Raw genomic sequence first — 19,060 nt, forward strand, 5'->3', positions numbered from 1 at the left:
AAGGGTAGTCCGCTGTTAGCCAAATGGATGGAGATCAAAGTTGGTTCAGTACCGTTGCCCGTGTATCTTAGTTTATCGGCTGTGATCGTGGCTACTGGATTGTTACAGCAACTGCCGGTAAATATGCTAGGCGGCTTCGCGGTGATCTTGACTTTAGGCTGGCTGTTAGGAACCATCGGCGCGAACATTCCCTTTTTAAAAAATTTTGGTGGACCTGCTATTTTATCTCTATTAGTGCCTTCTATCATGGTCTTTTTCAATTTAGTTAATCAAAATATTTTAGATTCAGCAGATATGTTGATGAAGCAAGCCAATTTTCTATATTTCTACATTGCTTGTCTTGTCTGCGGTAGTATTTTAGGAATGAACCGCAAGATTTTAGTTCAAGGCTTGATGCGGATGATCATTCCCATGATGATCGGCATGATCTGTGCGATGGGTGTTGGAACGTTGGTAGGGGTGCTATTGGGACTGGATTGGCAGCATACCTTGTTCTTCATCGTAACGCCCGTCTTAGCCGGCGGGATCGGCGAAGGGATCTTGCCATTATCGCTAGGTTATAGTGCGATCACCGGCTTAGGCAGCGATCAGCTGGTCGCGCAATTGATTCCAGCGACGATTATTGGGAATTTCTTTGCGATCATGTGTACGGCTTTATTATCTCGCTGGGGTGAGAAACGTCCGGATTTATCTGGCGGCGGTCAATTAGTCAAAATGAAACAAGGAGACGATATGGCGGATGCCTTGAAAGATGATTCTGGTGCTTTTGATGTCAAGAAAATGGGAGCGGGGGTCTTAACGGCCTGTACCTTGTTCATCGCCGGCGGACTGTTACAGCATTTAACCGGATTTCCCGGACCTGTTCTAATGATCGTCGTTGCGGCGCTGTTAAAATACATCAACATCGTACCGAAAGAAACGCAGCAAGGCTCGAAACAATTGTATAAATTTATTTCTGGCAACTTCACCTTTCCATTGATGGCAGGCTTGGGCTTGCTTTATATCCCATTGAAAGATGTCGTAGGAGCATTGTCGATTCAATATTTCTTAGTCGTCATTAGTGTCGTATTCACCGTGATTGCGACTGGTTTCGTGGTTTCTCGGTTCATGAATATGTATCCCATCGAAGCGGCGATCATTTCCGCTTGCCAAAGTGGTATGGGCGGAACTGGCGATGTGGCGATCTTAAGTACCGCCAACCGTATGAACTTGATGCCCTTTGCTCAAGTTGCGACACGCTTAGGTGGCGCCATTACCGTTATTACTATGACCGCGATTTTACGGATGATTTTTTAAACATAAGGAGGAAAATAAACATGTCAGAAGATGTAAAAGAAATTGCCTTACAACAAGCGAAGCAATACGGAGGAAAGCTAGAGGTCGTACCGAAAGTCACGATCGATGACCGCCGCGAATTAAGTATCGCCTATACCCCTGGAGTGGCGACGGTCTCATCTGCCATCGCCCAAGATAAAAAATTAGCCTATGAAATGACTACGAAAAAAAATACCGTGGCAGTCGTCAGTGATGGCTCGGCGGTATTAGGTCTAGGAAATATTGGCCCGGAAGCGGCGATGCCGGTAATGGAAGGGAAGGCGGCCTTGTTTAAACGCTTTGCCAATGTGGATTCGATCCCGATCGTTTTGGATACGCAAGATACCGAAGCAATCATCGCCACCGTCAAAGCCATCGCCCCAACCTTTGGCGGGATCAATTTAGAAGATATTAGTGCGCCACGCTGTTTTGAGATCGAACAGCGCTTGATCGAAGAGTGTGACATTCCGATTTTTCATGACGACCAACACGGCACCGCCATTGTAGTTTTGGCGGCGGCCTTCAATAGTTTGAAATTGATCGGAAAGACGTTAGCCGAGGTGAAGATCGTGGTGAATGGCGGCGGTTCTGCTGGTCTTTCTGTAACGAAAAAATTCTTGGCGGCAGGTGCGAAGGATATCGTTGTGGTAGATAAGGCAGGGATCATCAATGAAGCCGAGGCGGAAAATTTGGCACCGCATCACGCGGCGATTGCCAAAGTCACGAACCGCCAACATTTATCTGGCGATCTCCAAACAGCTTTAAAAGATGCGGATATTTTTATCGGTGTTTCGGCCCCTGGTGCATTAAAACAGGAGTGGGTCAAAGAAATGGCAGAAAAACCTGTAATCTTCGCGATGGCGAATCCGACACCGGAAATTTTCCCAGACGAAGCATTAGCAGGTGGGGCGTATATCGTCGGCACCGGCCGGAGTGATTTTCCAAATCAGATCAATAATGTCTTGGCCTTTCCGGGAATTTTCCGTGGGGCACTGGATGCACGGGCACGAAAAATCACCGTCGATATGCAAATTGCGGCAGCCAAAGGCATTGCTAGTCTAATTTCGGAGGCAGAGCTGAGTACCACCAATATCATCCCTGACGCTTTTCAACCAGGAGTTGCTAAAGTCGTGGCAGCGGCCGTGAGTGAAGCCGTATTGACCACCGTTTAAAATCAATTAAAGCCGGTCCTGTCAATTGAGGATCGGCTTTTGCTGGTTCTATTTAAGCGAAGCCAAGATAGCTTGCTTGATTTTATCTATATTTCCCGTCACGATGTCTTGGCTGGCGATCATTAGGCCAATTTCTTTGAGTGCTTCTGGAAGATAGCGAGCATCCAGCTCATTAAAGATAACGATATCGGCAGTGACAGGCGGGTGTTGGGCACTGTCATAGCTGATAAATTGAAGTGCTATTTCTGGTTGCAAGGCGGAAATTAGTTCCGTTTGAAATTTTTTGGCACCAAATCCATTTAACGAAGCGAACGAGCCAAAAGGGCTACCGCCATCGTTTAGATTGATTGAATAGATCCAGACTGCTTTTTTCATGATGCTAACTCCTTTAGTAAGTATGATTAAAAGATATAAATAAAAATGACAATTAGAAGCCAATCCTTTTTAATGAGGATCGGCTTTTATTTATATAGAAGAAATTAAATCATTCGCGGATCAAGCTTGGTCCCGCTGACTAAAAAATCTTTTCCTGTTAGCTGCAATTCTTCGCTGATTAGAACAGCCAGTTTTTCGGCCGAAATTAAGGTATTGACGCGATAAAGCTTAGAGCCATAGTTGGTCCATTCACCAATGTACAGCAGTCCGCCGACTCCGCGAATATCCGGCTTGCCATGATAAAATAAAACCATATAATCTTGAATTCGCTGGCCGTCCACCGTACGAAGCAAATCTTTTCCGTTTCGTTCAATCGGGCGACCGACCTTTTCGTATAAGGCTAAAGACTCTCTGCCCCAAATATCCCGTGGTGCTTCTTCAGGTTCTGCTTTATGCTTGAAAAACATCTACATCCACTCCAATGGTAAAGGCTTTCATTGGAAGAATTATCTCACTAGCTCTGACTTTTGTCTATCAACTATTCTCGTTATACTTTTTCCAGCGTTTCAATTCAGGAAAGAAGCCGTACATCATTTTAGCCGCTTCTTCTTTTGTTTGCCCATGTTCTGTTAACAGACCGGATTGATCCATATGCTTCAGGCTGATAGCGATCATTTCTTCCATCGTGTGATCGTCGGTGAAGGCACCGTGTTTATAGCAATATAAGCAATAGTCCGTATTTTTTGCGCCATCATGTTCCGTGCCGTAAAGCCCCTCCGTAAGCGGCATCCCGCAACTTTGGCAAAATACTGTCTCTTCCATAAAAAATCCCCCTTCAAGGCAAGCGTTTTCATTGAACTTTAACCGAACTTGCCGAATGTTTTTGTTATAATTATTTTATCAGAAAAAAAGGATGTTCGTCTAACTTTTCCCAACTGTTAGTAGGGCCTATTTTTTCGGTTCAAAAAAAGGAGAGATATCTATGAAAATAAATCAATTTGGTCTTAAACGCGTCTCTTTAGACGAAGCTAAAAAAGAATTGCGGCAAGTGGGCTTTTTAACGATGGATTCAGAACGAGACGGTACAAAACTGTATTTTGAGTTTTTACGTAAAAGCTTTTTGACTGTGACAGATGACAGCGGCTTTATCAGCAAGCTGGGGAATTTTTTAGCAGATTCAACAACCGATTTAGCGGCTTTCTATCAAGGGAGCGGTCCGCTGACAAAGGAAGTTTTCTATACGGTCGGTCTGCAGTTATTGGACTTTGAACCAACGATCGACTTTGATGAGAAAAAAGTTTTGACGGAAGTCGACCGAATCGGCGTTCCTATGATTGACGGCGATTTTTCCACTCGCGAGACAGTGATCGAAGCGTGGTATTTATTATTGACCAGCCACACGAAAAACGGCTTGAGTTATTTAGACAAGTTAGCTGCTGAAGGTTTTTATTTAGACAAAGAAGTCAGTAAACCCTTCTTCTTTAACGGCAAAGCGCAGGCGGTCTTTGATACGTCTCGTTTGATTCGCGAAGTTGTTTATGTGGAAGCACCGTTAGATACCGATCAAGATGGTCAGCGTGATTTATTGAAATTAGAAATTTTGCGTCCGGTGGAAACGGAAGACGGCTTACAAGTAGCGACTTTATTTACGGCGAGTCCTTACAGCCAAGGCGTCAACGGGCCAGCCGGCGAGGAATTGACTTATGATGTCAATGTGCCGTTAGAACGCAAAGAGCCAACCGAAACCACCTATGAAGAGATTCAATACCAAGCTCAGTCCATCGAATTGCCAGCTGAACGAGCAGTCAAGGGCAAGGCGACCCATGCGACGGAAACCTTTACGAAGGAAAACAATCACAGCTTGAATGATTTCTTCTTAGCGCGCGGCTTTGCGGTAGTTTATGGCGCTGGGATCGGTACGCGCGACTCTGACGGAATCCAAACTTGCGGCTCGGTGGAGCAGACGACGGCGATGGTTGCCTATATCGAATGGTTGACGGGCAATCGCCGTGCCTTCACGAACCGAACCGACAATATTCGCATCAAAGCTTGGTGGAGCAACGGTAAAGTCGCCATGACGGGAAAATCTTATTTAGGTACTTTGGCGACTGCCTGTGCTACGCGGCAAGTTGAAGGCTTAGAAACGATTATTTCCGAAGCGGCGATCTCTGATTGGTATCAATATTATCGTGACAACGGACTAGTAATTGCGCCAGGTGGATTCCCTGGAGAAGACGCGGACGTACTCGCAATCGAAACCTTCAGTAAAATGCGTAACGCCGGTGACTACCTCCATAGCAAAAAATTCTTTTTAGATTACTTGAAGCAAATGGCAGACTTGCAAGACCGCAAGACCGGCAATTACAATACCTTTTGGGATGAGCGGAATTATTTGCCATTCATTAAAGACATCAAGTGTGATGTGGTGATGGTCCATGGTTTGAATGACTGGAATGTGAAACCCCGGCAAGTTGCTGATTTGTGGGATGCTTTGAAGGAGGTACCGGTGGCGAAGAAATTGATTCTGCATCAAGGACAACACATTTATATCAATAATATGCCATCATTGGATTTCCAAGACATGATGAATTTATGGTTGAGTCATAAGCTTTACGGCGTGGAGAACAATGCCAAAGAGCTTCTGCCAGACATCGTGTACCAAAAAAATACCGAAGTCGAAACCTGGGAGACTTTGAAGGATTGGGCACCTGCTAGTGAGCAAGTCTTTTATTTAAATCAGACTGCGTTGACTGAAACAGCTGGGTCAGGCCAAGTGACTATCAATGATCAATTACCAAAAGAACAATACGAAGGCTACACTAAAAATATCGCGTTATGGGAAAAAGAATTGAAGGAAACGGGACCGATGGACGGTCATCGTTATTTAGCTAAAACAGAGGCTCTAGCCAAAGACCTGTTCTTAAACGGCCGCCCAAAAGTCAAAATCAAAGTCGCATCGAGTGTTGATCTAGGCATGTTGAGCTTTGAATTGATCGACTTCGGCCAAGCAAAACGGTTGAAGCCTGTACCAGATACCTTGGCGTTACACGGCTTACCATTAGGCCGAAATTGGCGTGAAGACAATTTAGTTGAATTTAAACTAGGGGCAGAAGATGAGTATAAATTGATTACTCGCGGTCATATCAATTTACAAAATCGGGAAAATCCGTGGAAAGTGAATGATTTGAAAGCCGGTGAATTTGTTGAGATCGAGCTTGCTTTGCATCCGACATTGTATCATTTACCAGCTGGCCGCCAAATCGGTCTGGCCGTTTACGGTACGGACTTTGGCATGACGGTGCGCGGCAATCAAGCAATTGATTATACCTTGGATTTAAGTAAATCACAGGTGATTTTGCCATTAGGTGAGTAAATTTTAAGTGAAAGAGACAAGCACATTTTTTTGGTGCTTGTCTCTTTTTCTGTTTTCTTAATGCTATAATGAGAAAAAAATGATAAGGAGCACAGAATGAAAGGTAAGGGAGTGGCGCTGGCTTGTTCAGCGGGGAGTTTATGGGCGTTGTCAGGCATTATGTGCCAATTATTATTTGAACAATATGGGGTCTCGCCAGAGTGGCTCGCCAGCGTGAGGCTGCTTGTGTCGGGGATTTTATTGACTAGTTTTGATTTGACCCAGAAGCAGCGAGTACGAAAAAAATTTACGCCGAAGGATCTGATCGGGCTGCTGCTTTTTTCCTTGGTTGGGATGTTGGGGGTCCAGTATACGTATTTCAAAGCGATCCAATACAGCGGTGCGGCGATCGCCACGATCTTGCAGTTTACCGGACCGATTTTTATTTTTCTGTTCTTAGTCTTTAATCGGGAAAAGAAAATCAATTTGTTAGAAGTTTTTTTGTTGTTAGTGACCTTTGGTGGGGTCTTCTTGATCGTGACAGAAGGCCAGCTGCAAAGCTTGAATATCTCTCAAATGGGCTTTGTGATGGGAATTTTATCAGCGTTGACCTTGGCTTTTTATACAGTGCAGCCACGAAGCTTATTAGTGCGCTACGGTGAGATGCGGATCGCCGGGCTAGGGATGCTGATTGCGGGAATCGTGTTTCAGCCGATCCAGCCTCTTTGGCGGCCGGGCTTTCAGCTAGATGCCCTTTCGCTGTTTTTGGTAATCAGTATTATTATTTTTGGAACAGCGTTGCCCTTTTTATTCCAATTATCTAGTTTACGATTTATTGAGGCGTCGCTTGCTGGTGTCTTGACGGTGGTTGAGCCGATTCTTGCGACGATCTTAAGCGTCCTGTTATTTCATAGTCACTTTGCACCGGTTCAATTGATGGGCTTCTTACTAGTAATTGGTTCGGTAATCCTATTAACTCGTTTATCGAATAAGCCGGTGACCTGATTCTTTTTAGCCTATTCTTCTGAATACTCTTTTTTACCTGTTTGAGCTATGATAGGGGTAAGGAGTTGAGAAAATGAAGGAACGAGTCGTTGTGTTCGGCGATGCCATCATCGCGATTATTTTGACTATTATTGTTTTAGAGCTGCCGATTCAATATGGGAGTACTGGTACGGTAGATATCCATTCACTGTTTAGTGCAGTCGGGATTTATTTTATCAGCTTTTGCTTTGTGGCGAATCTTTGGTTCCAAACGGCCTATGCCTTTAATCGGATCGAGCAAGTAAAAAATAAAAATTTAGTGATTTACTTATTGCTGCTATTTTTCCTTTCATTGGTGCCCTCGGCGACGCGATTATTGATTGAGGATACGATTCAACAAACGATCTTGATTTATGGTGTGCTGACTTTGATCGTGACATTGATCATGCGCCGCTTAATCGTCACATTGACGGAACAGGCGATTAGTGACGAGAAATCGCGGAAGCGGCGAGTCACTGAGTTGAATCGTCAAGATATGGTAGCGATTGGTTTTCGAATCGCGTTATTAGTTTTTGGACATTTTTATGTTCGGGCTGCTTTGATTATTTATTTAATTTTGCCAATCTTGGCCTTTTTACAAAATATTGTCGATCGCGAGGAAGACGATCTAGTCGCTTCTCTGGATACAGAACAACAGGCGGATTATTTCCAAGACCGCAATAAATTATGGGGCAATACGATGAATCGTTATTCACGTTTATTGCGGGATTCCATGAAGGCTAATTCAAGTGAAAATCCGGATCGCTGGAAGCAGATCATGGATGAATGGGGCCAACAGATTCAACAAGAGGTTGAAGAACGGCAGAAAAACTTGTCTAAGCTGAGTGGACCGGAGCAGCATCGGGTCGAGATGGAGATTTCTCGTCTGCAACAGCAGCAGCAAAAGTTAGCCAAGCAAAAAGAAATGACGGAAAAAAGAATGCAGCTGCGTAATGAGAAACGCTAAAAGTCAGGACAGATCATGGACTCGTGATTTGTCTTGGCTTTTTTTTAATCCCTTTATATAATGAAGTATAAATATCGCAAAGGAGTTGTTTAGAAAATGGACTTGACGATGATTGAACACCCCATCAAAATGTATATCCGCCGTGATCTAGGCATTACGGTTGAACAATTTGGCAAATTAGCGGGGATTCCTCAATCAACCCTGGCGACGTGGATCAAACGGGAACGGCGAGTGGAGAAATTACCGATTGATTTTTATCAAGCATTAGCGACGGTACGTAAACAAAAAATTGAAACCGTTTATCGTGAATTATTAGTATGGCAGCAACGGTATGACCGCTACAGACAGGAAAGTATCCAATCGCTAACAGAAGAAAAGCCGTTGTTTTCGTTAGCAGCAGAAGAAGGGCGGAAGATTTATCAACTGTATCGCGGGCGTCAGGCGGAAAGTCAGTTGCTAGAACCAATGAAACGATTGCGCCAGGCGATCGACCAATTAGACGCTGCTGCTTTTGTTCAAGCGTTGATCGAGATTTATGGTACGGTGGCAGCACCGATGCCGACGTGGGTCGCTAAGTCTTTCAACAAAACTGAATTGAAGGAGATCGGTCAGGCTTTTTACAATGAATTATTGATTAAAGGGTAAGAAAAAAGAAGCGAGGGTTCGCTTCTTTTTGTTTCTTAATTTATAAAGAAAACATAAATTTTTCACATGAATCAATCGCTTTACGGCAGGTCTAGCCATGTCCGACTTCACGAATTCGCTTTATCGGCAATAAGCCAAACGAGTTCGCGAGAGCCTTTCTTATAGTTCTTCCTGTACAGTCTCAGTGATTTTTTTCAGCTCATCAGTCATTAGACCTGAATGCTTAATAATGTCTGACACGCGCAAGAAACTGTTTTTATACATAGCAACTTCGCGAAATTTCTTGTATTTTTCCTCGATCTCATTAAAAGTCACGGCTTTTCGCTCATCTTTTTCGACGGTCTCTGAGCTATTGACATAGTGCATCCCTAAAAAAGATAGCGCGTCATTGATTCCGTCTAAAAAAGCCTCATATTCTTCTTGCCGAATCTTGCCATCGGCCAAGCGTTGTCTCTGTTTTTCAATAAATAATTCGATTACTGGCTCCATTTACAATCCTCCTGACTATCTACGATTTTCTAGTTAATCATCCCATATATTGTACTATGAAACGAGCTTTTTGTGTTATAAAAAAGTAAAATATTTTTTGGACTTCAGGGGAAACGATGCTAAAAACGAATTTTTAAAATTTATTTGACAGTTTTTCTTTTTTTAGGAATAATTAAGGAACAGATTAGAAAAAGCTGATAGTTTGTTAAACCAAAGGAGAGTTTCCCATGGATCAAAAGAAACGAAAACAATTATTGAAATTGATTGAAGCGGATTGCCGCTTGAGTATGGAAGAATATGCAGTGATGCTAGGCGAAGAGAAAGTGATTGTTCAGGCGGAAATTAAACGACTAGAACAAGAAAAAGTCATTTGCGGCTATCGAGCCCTGATTGATTGGGATAAAGTCGAGGATGATTGGATCGAAGCCTTAGTAGAGGTTCAAACGATCCCTAAAGGTGAAGAAGGTTATCGCGAGATCGCTGAGCGGGTGCGAAAATTTCCAGAAGTCAAATCCTTCTTTTTTGTTAGCGGCGGTTTTGATTTTGTTTTGTTATTACAAGGCCGCAACATCAAGGAGATCTCTAAGTTTATTTCCAATAATTTAGCCTCGATCCCAGATGTTTCTGGGACTCAGACGCATTTCTTATTAGACAAATACAAAGAGTGGGGCGTTGATCTGTACCAAGACGATTCCGACCCTAGAATTCAGGTGAGTCCATGAGAAATTTTTTAGCGAAAAAAATCACAGAGCTGCAGCCCTCTGGGATTCGCAAATTTTTTGATATTGTCTCAGAACAACCGGATGCGATCTCACTTGGAGTGGGGGAGCCTGATTTTGATACTCCGTCACACATGATGCAAGAAGGTGTCCGCTCGATTCAAGAGGGGCGAACCTTTTATACCGCTAATGCGGGGTTGTTGGAGTTGCGGCAAAAAATCAGTGACTACTTACAGTTTCGCAACCATGTCCACTACGATCCGAAAAGCGAGATCATCGTGACTGTCGGCGGCAGTGAAGCCATCGATATGGCGTTGCGGATCTTTGTAGAGGCGGGTGATGAGGTGATCATTCCGCAGCCAAGCTTTGTTTGCTACGAACCGATCGCGCAAATGGTCGGCGGCGTGCCTGTAACGATCGATTTACAGTCACAAAATCAATTTAAGCTGACACCGGAGGAGCTGGAAACGGCGATCACGGAAAAAAGTAAAATATTGATCCTGTCTTACCCTAACAATCCCACAGGGGCGACGATGGATCGGGAAGCTTTGATAAAAATCGCGGATGTCGTGAAGAAACATGACCTCCTAGTCATTTCCGATGAGATCTACGCGGAATTGGTTTATGATGAGCCCTTTGTCAGTATCTCTGAATTGCCGGGGATGCGGGAGCGGACGATCGTGATCAATGGCTTTTCCAAAGGCTTCGCCATGACCGGCTGGCGGCTAGGCTTTGTGGCGGGACCGGAAGTATTCATGGAGCAGTTGTTGAAGCTGCATCAATACACGATCATGGCGGCACCAACTGCAAGTCAGTACGCGGCGTTGGCAGGCTTGAAAGATGATTGGCAAGAGACGGTCGAGCCGATGCGGCTGTCTTATGAAGAGCGACGCAATTACTTGCACCACGCGCTAGAAAAAATGGGCTTGCCTTGTTATCAAGCCAAAGGGGCCTTTTATCTGTTTCCGCAAATCAGTCAGTTTGGCTTAAGCAGTGAGGAATTTGCTTTGAAGCTACTGGAGGAAGAAAAACTAGCGGTGATTCCTGGCTCTGCCTTTGGTCAAAGCGGTGAAGGCTTCTTACGTCTATCTTATGCCTATTCGATTTATGAATTGAAAGAAGCCATCCAACGCTTGGAACGCTTTGTATTGCGCTTAAATCAAGATAAATAAAAGTTGCAGACGAACCTCTCGTTCGTCTGCAACTTTTTTAATTATTCGGATACTCTTCTTGCGAAAATTCGGTGTCTTCATACTCGCCGTCATCATTGCCATAATAACGATTGTAACGTTGCTTAAATTTGCGGAAGAGGAAGACGCCAAAGGCTTTAAAGACGGTGTAGGTCGGAATCCCAAAGACTAAGCCGAATAGACCGAACAAGTTTCCCATGACTAATAAAACTAATACGATTGTTACTGGATGTACCTTCAACTGGTCGCCTAAAACTTTAGGTTCAATCACGTTACCGTTTAGGATTTGTTCAACAATCCAGACCACAAGCAAGCCTAATAGCATTTGGAAAGAGTGTAGCAAAGCAATCACGGCACAAGGGACAAAGGCGATGAAGGGTCCAATGTAGGGAATGAAAGAAGTCACAGTCACTAAAATAGCTAAAGGCAAGCCATACGGCATACCAATAATTAAGAAGCCAATAAAAACGATCAAGCCATTCGCCAAAGCAACAATGAATTGTCCCTTCAAATAATCCCCAACTTGGCTATTCAAGATCGCTCCCAGCTCCTTTGAGTCCTCACGGAACTTAGGCGGCAGCAGTTTCAAAAAGTAGCGGTAAAACTGGCTGGCATCCTTCAATAAGAAGAAGGTGATAATGGGAGCAGTAAATAAAATGACGAAAAAGCCACTGACAGTTGAGAATAAGTCCCCCACAAAACTTTGGATGTCACCCAAAGAATTAGACAATGTATTGAACACTTGATAGACCACATCTTCCACCGAGTCGAAAAGTTCTTCCAGCGGATTTTGCAGTACCGTTCCAGACAATAGCTCCTCCAAAGCTTGATTAAAATTTTCGACGTGCTGAGGAAAGTCATTGACTAAACTAGCCGTCTGACTATAAATCCGCGGGACCGCCCAAATAATGATGGCTGCAATAAGCAACAGTAGCATGACGACAATGCCGATAATCGAGTAGAGGCGTTTAACGCCTTTTTTTTCAAAAAAATTCACGATCGGGTCTAACAAGTAATACAAGATCAGTGCCAATAAAAGCGGTGCAAAAACTGTTTTAAAAATAACCAGCACTGGGTTGAAGATGAAGCGCACATGATAAAATACAAAAATCAGGGCTCCCAGTAAAACTCCAGAAATTAGTGTAAAGATCAGGTTTCGGCCGCCGATAAACTTGATCCAACGGGTCGCTTTTGTCGAAGGTCGTTCCATTTTTATCAAATCCTTTTTTCTTTTATTGTAGCGAAGAAAAAACTTATAAACAAAAAATAGGCTTAAGAAAGGATTAGAAAAACTGGATCACAATGAATTAGATTTACTTTTCAGAATAAAATTTTGTAAATTATCACAAAAATCTTTTTTAATTTTAGCAAAAGCGTTCTTACTTTTTACGATTAATGATAAGATGAAGCCATATCCTATTGGGTAAGAATTTTTGACTTAAAAAGGAGGCTTTTATGCTGACACGTTTCAAGCAATCCAAGCTGTTTTTCTGGACAGTTGAGATTGTCTTAACTATCATCGGTATTTATTTTTTATTACAAATGCCAAATATTTTTAAACCAGTGATGGGGATGCTTTCCGCAATTTTATTACCCTTATTAACTGCGGGTTTTCTTTATTACATGTTTGATCCTATCGTCGTCTTTTTAGAGGAGCGAGGGGGCGTACCGCGAGTCGTCGGTTTTTTGATCTCCTTTGTTGTGCTGGCAGTTGTGATCGTCTTGATCATGATGAATGTGGTACCGAAGATGATCGAACAGACGGTCCAACTGACTCAAAATCTACCGGTGTACGCGGAAGAATCCGGCCGTTGGTTAAATGAATTGGCCAATAAAGAAGAATTCAAAAATTTTAATTTAGAAGAGCAGTTAGCCTCGGCGAACTTAACGATCAATAATTTAGTGAAGCTGGGAATCGTTAGCGTGACTTCGAGTTTGTCACGGATCATGAGCTTTGCGATGAAATTTTTAGTCTTGTTGTTTACCGTGCCCTTTATTTTGATTTTTATGTTTAAAGATGGTCACAAATTCTTAGACGCTGTCTCACAGTTCTTCCCGCTGTCCATTCGCAAGGAGTTACGGCAAACGGTTCGAGAATTGAATGAGACATTATCAGCGTATATTAGCAGCACAGTCTTAGATGCGTTTATCATCGGGATCTTGAGCTTCATCGCAATGACGATCTTTGGCCAGCCCTATAGCTTGTTGTTAGCGATTTTCTGTGGGGTCACCAATATCATTCCTTATGTGGGCCCGTTTATCGGAGCCGTGCCAGCAGTGATTGTCGGACTGTTTGTTTCACCGCTGCAGGCGCTCTACATGGCGATCTCTGTGTTGGTCATCCAGCAATTAGACGGCAATTTGATCAAACCGTTGCTATTTGGCAAATCGCTGAACATCCACCCGTTAACGATCATTCTCGTTTTGATCGGGGCCGGGAGTGTGGCGGGAATCGTCGGCATGCTGATCTGTATTCCGGTCTATGCGGTAATTAAAACATTAATCATCAACATCCATAAAATCTATCAGCTGCGGCGTGAAAGTCAGTTGTTTAAGGACAACAGCGAAGGATAGAAAAAACCACTCGTAAGTTGTTCGCCTAATCGGTGAGCAGCTTGCGAGTGGTTTATTTTGAAAGCTAATTAGTATCTATTTGTGAAAATTTTACATAAAAACCAGTTGGAAAAAATAACTGGTTTTAATGATGCTTGCCAAAATGATGGAAAATTTTGCCGAAAATCGGTTTGTTCCGTTCGTATTTGAAATGATAGATCAGCAAAAGAGCAATGAACCAGATTGGTGAAAAGATCAACGCCTCGCGCGTATCAGCCGCTAGTGCTAAGACGAACAAAACAAAAAGTAGAAAGGCGAAAACCAAATAGCTGGTATAAGGAAAGAGCGGGAGCTTAAATGTATTTCCCTTGGCTTGCGGATTGGTTTTCCGATAGCGCATATGGGTGTAGACGATCATCCCCCAAATAAAAATGAAGCAGATTGTCGCGATCGAGCTAATGATCGTAAAGATTCGACTTGGGACGAAAAAGTTCAAGATCACCGCGATGAAAATGACCAAAGTTGAAAAAACTAACGCATTTCCTGGCACACGATGACGAGTCAACTTTTTAAATAAAGCAGGAGCGCTGCCTTCTTGGGCTAACGAACGAATCATCCGGCTCGTGCTGTAAATCGCGCTGTTACAAGCGGACATCGCCGAACTCAAGACGACTAAATTGACGATTGATGCCGCCGCAGCGATCCCAATCTCAGAAAAGACTTGGACGAAAGGGCTTTGCTCTGCAGACAAGCTAGTCCAAGGATAGATCGACATGATCATTAGTAACGAACCAAGGTAAAACAAAATGATCCGCAAAGGAATATTATTGATCGCTTTTGGCAAAACTTTACCAGGATCAGAGGTCTCGCCACCGATCAAACCAACTAGTTCGACTCCGCAAAAGGCAAAGGTCGCCATTTGAAAGGAGAGCGCGAAGCCCATGCCGCCTTTGGGAAAGAAACCGCCATGGCGCCACAAATTACTAAGTGATACCGGGCCGGCAGTTGTCTTGAAGCCGGTGATCAACATCAGCGCACCGGTGACAATCAAGGCGATAATCGCAACGACCTTGATTAAGGCAAACCAAAATTCCATTTCACCAAAAAGACCAACGGCCACCATATTCAGACTTAATAATAGAACTAAAGCGATAATTTCCGGCAACCATTGGGGAATATTCGGCAGCCAGTAGCTGACATAGAGACCAGAAGCTGTAAGATCGGCCATCGCAATCGCGATCCAGCAGAACCAATAAGTCCAGCCAGTCACAAAGGCGGCTTTTTTCCCTAAGTAATCAGCAATGAAATCTAAGAATGAATGATAATTTAAATTTGATAACATTAATTCACCTAAAGCCCGCATTATCAAGAAAATAATACAGCCAGTGATGGTATACGATAAAAGAATGGAGGGACCGGTCAGCTGGATTGTTTTACCAGAGCCTAGAAACAATCCTGTCCCAATCGCGCCTCCAATCGAAATTAACTGAACGTGACGATTTTTTAATCCTCTATCCAATTCCTCATGACTTTCCAATTGAATCAGTCCTTTTTTTAAGAATAGAGAAATTTTAGCAGAAATTTTCTTAGACAGCCTATGATAACTTGTAAAATAATAAAACGGTGAGAAGGTTCTAATAAATTTAAAATAACAGATTATCAAAGAGTTACTAAAGATTTTGCGATAAATTGTACCTAGCGATAGCTAAAATGCTATAATATTGGAAATTACAAAAGGGGGAACCGATTTGGATAAAAAGAAAATCGGTTGGCTAGTTTTAGGACTAATCGTTATTGTGGCTCTGTCCTTTGCCGGCTACCGAATTTATCAAGATAAGGTGACTCAGACGGAAAACGCCCACCGAAAAGTGTTAAATGAGCGGCTGACGAATTTATATGAAGATCAAAAAACGGGCTATTTCAAAGCCAATCTATCGGAGACGGCTTTTGATGATTTGACCAATGAAGTCAAAAATCAGCAAGGGAATAGTCAGACCTTGACCGATATCGAGCATACAAAAAAGGATTTTGCGATCCAAACCGAGTTAAATGGACTTTTTGAAAGTGATGTCCTGAATGGCTTAGACCTGTCTGCCCATCCCATTTTAACTGAACCAGAGGCAGAAAAAATCAAAGAGCTGAAAAACCAACTGGCTCAAAGCACGGCGAAGGAGAAAGATTGGGGCCAAGATATGGCGATGATTTTGGGGATCGCTGAAAAGCAATCGGCTGATTACAGCAAAGCTGATAACGATTTGACCAATCTACTAAATAAAGGCAATGCTATTAGCTTATCAGACTATCTTGCTGAAGTGAGAACTTTGGCAGTTTTACCTGATGGGGTTTATAAGGAAAGCTTGCTAAAAAAATTGGACCCGGTCAAGAATCAACTTGCCAATGAAAACTCTAGTTTTGCCAATGAGATCCAACAAAGCGAAGCGTCTTTAGCGGCAGCCGAAAAGACCTATCAAGAAAAACAAGCAAAAGCGTTACTGGCGCGAAACAAAGAGCTAGCAGAACTTAAAAAAGAGTTGGCGGAAAAACAAGCCACCTATGATTCCTACAAAGACTTGCAAGACTCGATCAATGACAGCAAACGAGCGGAATCTTCCAGAAAACAAAAAGAATCCGAAGAATCAGACGCCAACGACTCCTCTTCAGAGTCGTCCAGCTCGACTAGTTCATCCAATTCAAGCAGCTCTTCCAGCTCCTCAAGCCACGAGGAAAATAATCAAGCAGAGAACGAATAAAAGAAGGACGATTTTCCTTAGAAAATCGTCCTTCTTTTTACGTTGAAGCTTCATACGTTTCAAATAATGGGAAAATTTGCGTTCGTTTCTTGATCTCCAATTTAATAAAAATATTGTGAACATGGGTCTTGACGGTTCCCAAGGACAAAAAGAGCTGATCGGCGATTTCTTGATTGGAATAATGAAGCAGCAGCAACTGAAAGACTTCGCATTCTCTTTGCGTGAACTGGTGAGCATGACAAAAGCTCTGAATCAATACTGTTTGTTCCAGCTCTTCGGAAGATTCCGCTGCTTTTTTGTTGCGTTCTCTGAAGAAAAATTGAAATAGGATCAGACAGACCACAATCGAAAAGATATCCTCAGAAATACTGCGATTGTAGATTTTCGTCGTCAATGAGCTGTACTGATCGACATTGAAGATAACGAAACTGTCTTCAATAATAATCAAGAGGCTAAAGAGCAGACTAACGATACTTAATTTTTTTAAATAGCGTTGATTGACGTTGGGGATTGATAATTTGGTCCCACGCCAACAATAAAAAGCCAGATACAAGAGAAAAATTTGATTGCCTAAATAATAGAGCCAGACCTTAAAGGCGGAGTTCGCCAAGAGGGGAATAGAAAGCATCCAAATTGCTAAAACAATCAACAAACCATAATGGAACGGCTTCAGCTTTTCTTTTCGTAATGCGGCAATGATTGAGATGGAGAAGAAGGCATTTCCCATAAAAATGATCGTTTTAACGGCAGGGGCACTCATAAACGCTTGGTCATAGCTGCGGGCGAATGAATTGATGAATTCGGTCATATAAATAATGACGTTATCAAAGATGAAGAACGCAAGATAGAGACTGATCAATAAAAAGAGTTTGTTTTTTTCTTTCATATAAGAATTTATTGCAAAAGCCATCGTAATGGAATAAAGAATGATCAAAAGAATGTTGTAAACAAAGATCGCTATCATATTGAATCCCCTTTCATTTTTTAGATTAAATACCAAACGGTTTATGCAAGTATAACATTTTTTATTCTATCTTTTAGCTAAAATACGCTAAACTTTCCTCTAAACTTTTCTAAACCCGCGCGAAATAAAAGGTTTACATCTAAAAATAAACTAGTCTAAGATAGGCTCAAAAACAAAATGTTAGCGTTTACATCTTTTGGCTTATCGTAAACTAGTCCTTTTTCACCTAAAGTAAAGATGCAAAAGCAAACAAATTACTTTAGGAGGCGTCAACATGGCAAAAAGAGATTTTATTACAACTGAAAACTACACGAAGGAGGAGATTCAATACATTGTTGATTTATCATTGAAAATCAAAGCTTCTATCAAAAACGGGTTTTATCCGCCATTATTGAAAAACAAAGTGTTAGGGATGATCTTCCAACAATCTTCTACTAGAACACGGGTTTCATTTGAAACGGCGATGACGCAATTAGGTGGACACGCTGAATATTTGGCACCAGGCCAAATCCAATTAGGTGGACACGAAACAATTGAAGATACGAGCCGTGTTCTTTCCCGTTTAGTAGATATCTTGATGGCTCGAGTGGAACGTCATCATAGCGTGTATGATCTGGCTAACAATGCAACCATTCCCGTAATTAATGGCATGTCAGATTTCAACCACCCAACACAAGAATTAGGCGACTTATGTACGATGATCGAACATTTACCAGATGGCAAAAAAATTGAAGACTGCAAAGTTTCCTTCATTGGTGATGCCACACAAGTATGTTTTTCATTAGGTTTAGTTGCGACAAAAATGGGCATGGATTTTGTTCAGTTTGGTCCTAAAGGTTTCCAATTGAATGACGATCATCGGGAGAGATTAGATAAGATCTGCGCGGAATCTGGTGCAACGTACACTATCTCTGACGAAATCGAATCAATTGAAGGCTCTGACTTCGTCTACACCGACGTTTGGTATGGGTTGTATGAAGCAGAATTATCAGAAGAAGAACGCATGAGCACTTTCTATCCGAAATACCAAGTCAATGATGAATTAATGGCTCGGGCTGGCAAAGACGCGAAATTCATGCACTGCTTACCAGCAACTCGCGGAGAAGAAGTAACGGATGAAGTAATGGATGGACCAAATTCGATCTGTTTCGATGAAGCAGAAAATCGTTTGACCTCGATTCGTGGCTTATTAGTTTACTTGATGCACGACTATGCAGATAAGAACCCAATTGATGAAAAGAAAAAAGCAGCAGCAAAAGCAGATTTGGAAGTCTTTTTAGGCAAAGCACTATAGACCCCAGAGGTTGAGACGGAAATGATCTGCATATTTGAACCTTCATCAAGATTATTTCCATTCGGGGATTTGGGACATTAATTTGTCTCAGCTCCTATTCACGTATAAACGGTGTGACAGAAGTAGCTTCTTCGGAAATAAGCCGAAATTTCACAAAAATTTGAGGAGCACCAAGTAGGAACACTCAACATCAACGCTATAAGCGTTGTGTTTCCTAGTCATTTTCGAAAATTCCTTCTTATTGCTGTGAGAC

18 protein-coding genes are annotated in these 19,060 nt (G+C 42.5%); 11 read left to right on the forward strand and 7 right to left on the reverse strand.

Translation table 11 applies throughout. The features are described 5' to 3' along the window. Positions 1-27 precede the first annotated feature (27 nt). Both IGI54_RS15235 and IGI54_RS15240 read left to right on the forward strand, forming a co-directional pair. Positions 28-1,296 carry a 2-hydroxycarboxylate transporter family protein gene (locus IGI54_RS15235; RefSeq protein WP_313631092.1) on the forward strand — a complete coding sequence of 423 codons (1,269 nt, stop codon included), beginning with the start codon at positions 28-30 and terminating at the stop codon, positions 1,294-1,296. Between the two features lie 20 nt (positions 1,297-1,316). Next, positions 1,317-2,486 (forward strand): NAD(P)-dependent malic enzyme, encoded by a 1,170-nt coding sequence (locus tag IGI54_RS15240; protein ID WP_430621728.1) that lies wholly within the window; start codon positions 1,317-1,319, stop codon positions 2,484-2,486. 48 nt (positions 2,487-2,534) lie between these two features. On the opposite strand, the gene IGI54_RS15245 is transcribed toward IGI54_RS15240, so the two are convergent. The 3 genes from IGI54_RS15245 to IGI54_RS15255 all read right to left on the reverse strand — a co-directional run bounded on the left by IGI54_RS15245 (position 2,535) and on the right by IGI54_RS15255 (position 3,683). Next, entirely contained in the window at positions 2,535-2,861 is a 327-nt protein-coding gene (locus tag IGI54_RS15245; protein WP_430621729.1) for a hypothetical protein, read from the reverse strand. A 104-nt stretch (positions 2,862-2,965) separates the two neighbouring features. Beyond that, positions 2,966-3,328 carry a hypothetical protein gene (locus IGI54_RS15250; protein ID WP_216430343.1) on the reverse strand — a complete coding sequence of 121 codons (363 nt, stop codon included), beginning with the start codon at positions 3,326-3,328 and terminating at the stop codon, positions 2,966-2,968. 67 nt (positions 3,329-3,395) lie between these two features. Then, complete coding sequence (locus IGI54_RS15255; protein WP_071862022.1) at positions 3,396-3,683, reverse strand: zinc ribbon domain-containing protein; 288 nt, start codon at positions 3,681-3,683, stop codon at positions 3,396-3,398. A 160-nt stretch (positions 3,684-3,843) separates the two neighbouring features. Here IGI54_RS15255 and IGI54_RS15260 point away from each other — a divergent pair, with 160 nt between their 5' ends. From IGI54_RS15260 to IGI54_RS15275, 4 genes are all read left to right on the forward strand, one after another. Continuing rightward, positions 3,844-6,234, forward strand: coding sequence for a Xaa-Pro dipeptidyl-peptidase (locus tag IGI54_RS15260; RefSeq protein ID WP_430621730.1), 2,391 nt, complete (start codon positions 3,844-3,846; stop codon positions 6,232-6,234). Positions 6,235-6,330: 96 nt separating this feature from the next. Then, positions 6,331-7,218 carry an EamA family transporter gene (locus IGI54_RS15265; protein ID WP_430621731.1) on the forward strand — a complete coding sequence of 296 codons (888 nt, stop codon included), beginning with the start codon at positions 6,331-6,333 and terminating at the stop codon, positions 7,216-7,218. Between the two features lie 73 nt (positions 7,219-7,291). Then, positions 7,292-8,203 (forward strand): TMEM175 family protein, encoded by a 912-nt coding sequence (locus IGI54_RS15270; RefSeq protein ID WP_216430339.1) that lies wholly within the window; start codon positions 7,292-7,294, stop codon positions 8,201-8,203. A 96-nt stretch (positions 8,204-8,299) separates the two neighbouring features. After that, positions 8,300-8,848, forward strand: coding sequence for a hypothetical protein (locus IGI54_RS15275; RefSeq protein WP_313631063.1), 549 nt, complete (start codon positions 8,300-8,302; stop codon positions 8,846-8,848). Positions 8,849-9,007: 159 nt separating this feature from the next. On the opposite strand, the gene IGI54_RS15280 is transcribed toward IGI54_RS15275, so the two are convergent. Next, positions 9,008-9,337, reverse strand: a complete 330-nt coding sequence (locus tag IGI54_RS15280; RefSeq protein WP_216430337.1) for a hypothetical protein — start codon at positions 9,335-9,337, stop codon at positions 9,008-9,010. A 227-nt stretch (positions 9,338-9,564) separates the two neighbouring features. Between IGI54_RS15280 and IGI54_RS15285 the strand changes: the two genes are divergently transcribed. Both IGI54_RS15285 and IGI54_RS15290 read left to right on the forward strand, forming a co-directional pair. Beyond that, positions 9,565-10,059: an Lrp/AsnC family transcriptional regulator gene (locus IGI54_RS15285; RefSeq protein WP_071862017.1), complete on the forward strand. Its 495-nt coding sequence runs from the start codon at positions 9,565-9,567 to the stop codon at positions 10,057-10,059. Then, positions 10,056-11,228, forward strand: coding sequence for an aminotransferase class I/II-fold pyridoxal phosphate-dependent enzyme (locus IGI54_RS15290; protein WP_430621732.1), 1,173 nt, complete (start codon positions 10,056-10,058; stop codon positions 11,226-11,228). The genes IGI54_RS15285 and IGI54_RS15290 overlap by 4 nt, the downstream gene beginning before the upstream one ends. Positions 11,229-11,265: 37 nt before the next feature. Here the strand turns inward: IGI54_RS15290 and IGI54_RS15295 are convergent, their stop codons facing one another. Further along, positions 11,266-12,456, reverse strand: a complete 1,191-nt coding sequence (locus tag IGI54_RS15295; RefSeq protein ID WP_430621733.1) for an AI-2E family transporter — start codon at positions 12,454-12,456, stop codon at positions 11,266-11,268. A 245-nt stretch (positions 12,457-12,701) separates the two neighbouring features. On the opposite strand from IGI54_RS15295, the gene IGI54_RS15300 reads away from it, so the two are divergent. Beyond that, positions 12,702-13,820 carry an AI-2E family transporter gene (locus IGI54_RS15300; RefSeq protein WP_071862014.1) on the forward strand — a complete coding sequence of 373 codons (1,119 nt, stop codon included), beginning with the start codon at positions 12,702-12,704 and terminating at the stop codon, positions 13,818-13,820. 124 nt (positions 13,821-13,944) lie between these two features. Here IGI54_RS15300 and IGI54_RS15305 read toward each other — a convergent pair whose 3' ends face one another. After that, positions 13,945-15,336 (reverse strand): amino acid permease, encoded by a 1,392-nt coding sequence (locus IGI54_RS15305; protein ID WP_430621734.1) that lies wholly within the window; start codon positions 15,334-15,336, stop codon positions 13,945-13,947. 211 nt (positions 15,337-15,547) lie between these two features. Here IGI54_RS15305 and IGI54_RS15310 point away from each other — a divergent pair, with 211 nt between their 5' ends. After that, entirely contained in the window at positions 15,548-16,549 is a 1,002-nt protein-coding gene (locus tag IGI54_RS15310) for a hypothetical protein (protein WP_430621735.1), read from the forward strand. Between the two features lie 37 nt (positions 16,550-16,586). On the opposite strand, the gene IGI54_RS15315 is transcribed toward IGI54_RS15310, so the two are convergent. Then, positions 16,587-17,513: a response regulator transcription factor gene (locus tag IGI54_RS15315; RefSeq protein ID WP_430621736.1), complete on the reverse strand. Its 927-nt coding sequence runs from the start codon at positions 17,511-17,513 to the stop codon at positions 16,587-16,589. 274 nt (positions 17,514-17,787) lie between these two features. Between IGI54_RS15315 and ptcA the strand changes: the two genes are divergently transcribed. Beyond that, complete coding sequence (ptcA, locus tag IGI54_RS15320; protein WP_071862010.1) at positions 17,788-18,807, forward strand: putrescine carbamoyltransferase; 1,020 nt, start codon at positions 17,788-17,790, stop codon at positions 18,805-18,807. Positions 18,808-19,060: the final 253 nt, after the last annotated feature.

The sequence above is a fragment of the Enterococcus sp. DIV0800 genome, assembly GCF_050559735.1.
Lineage (GTDB): Bacteria > Bacillota > Bacilli > Lactobacillales > Enterococcaceae > Enterococcus_A > Enterococcus_A devriesei.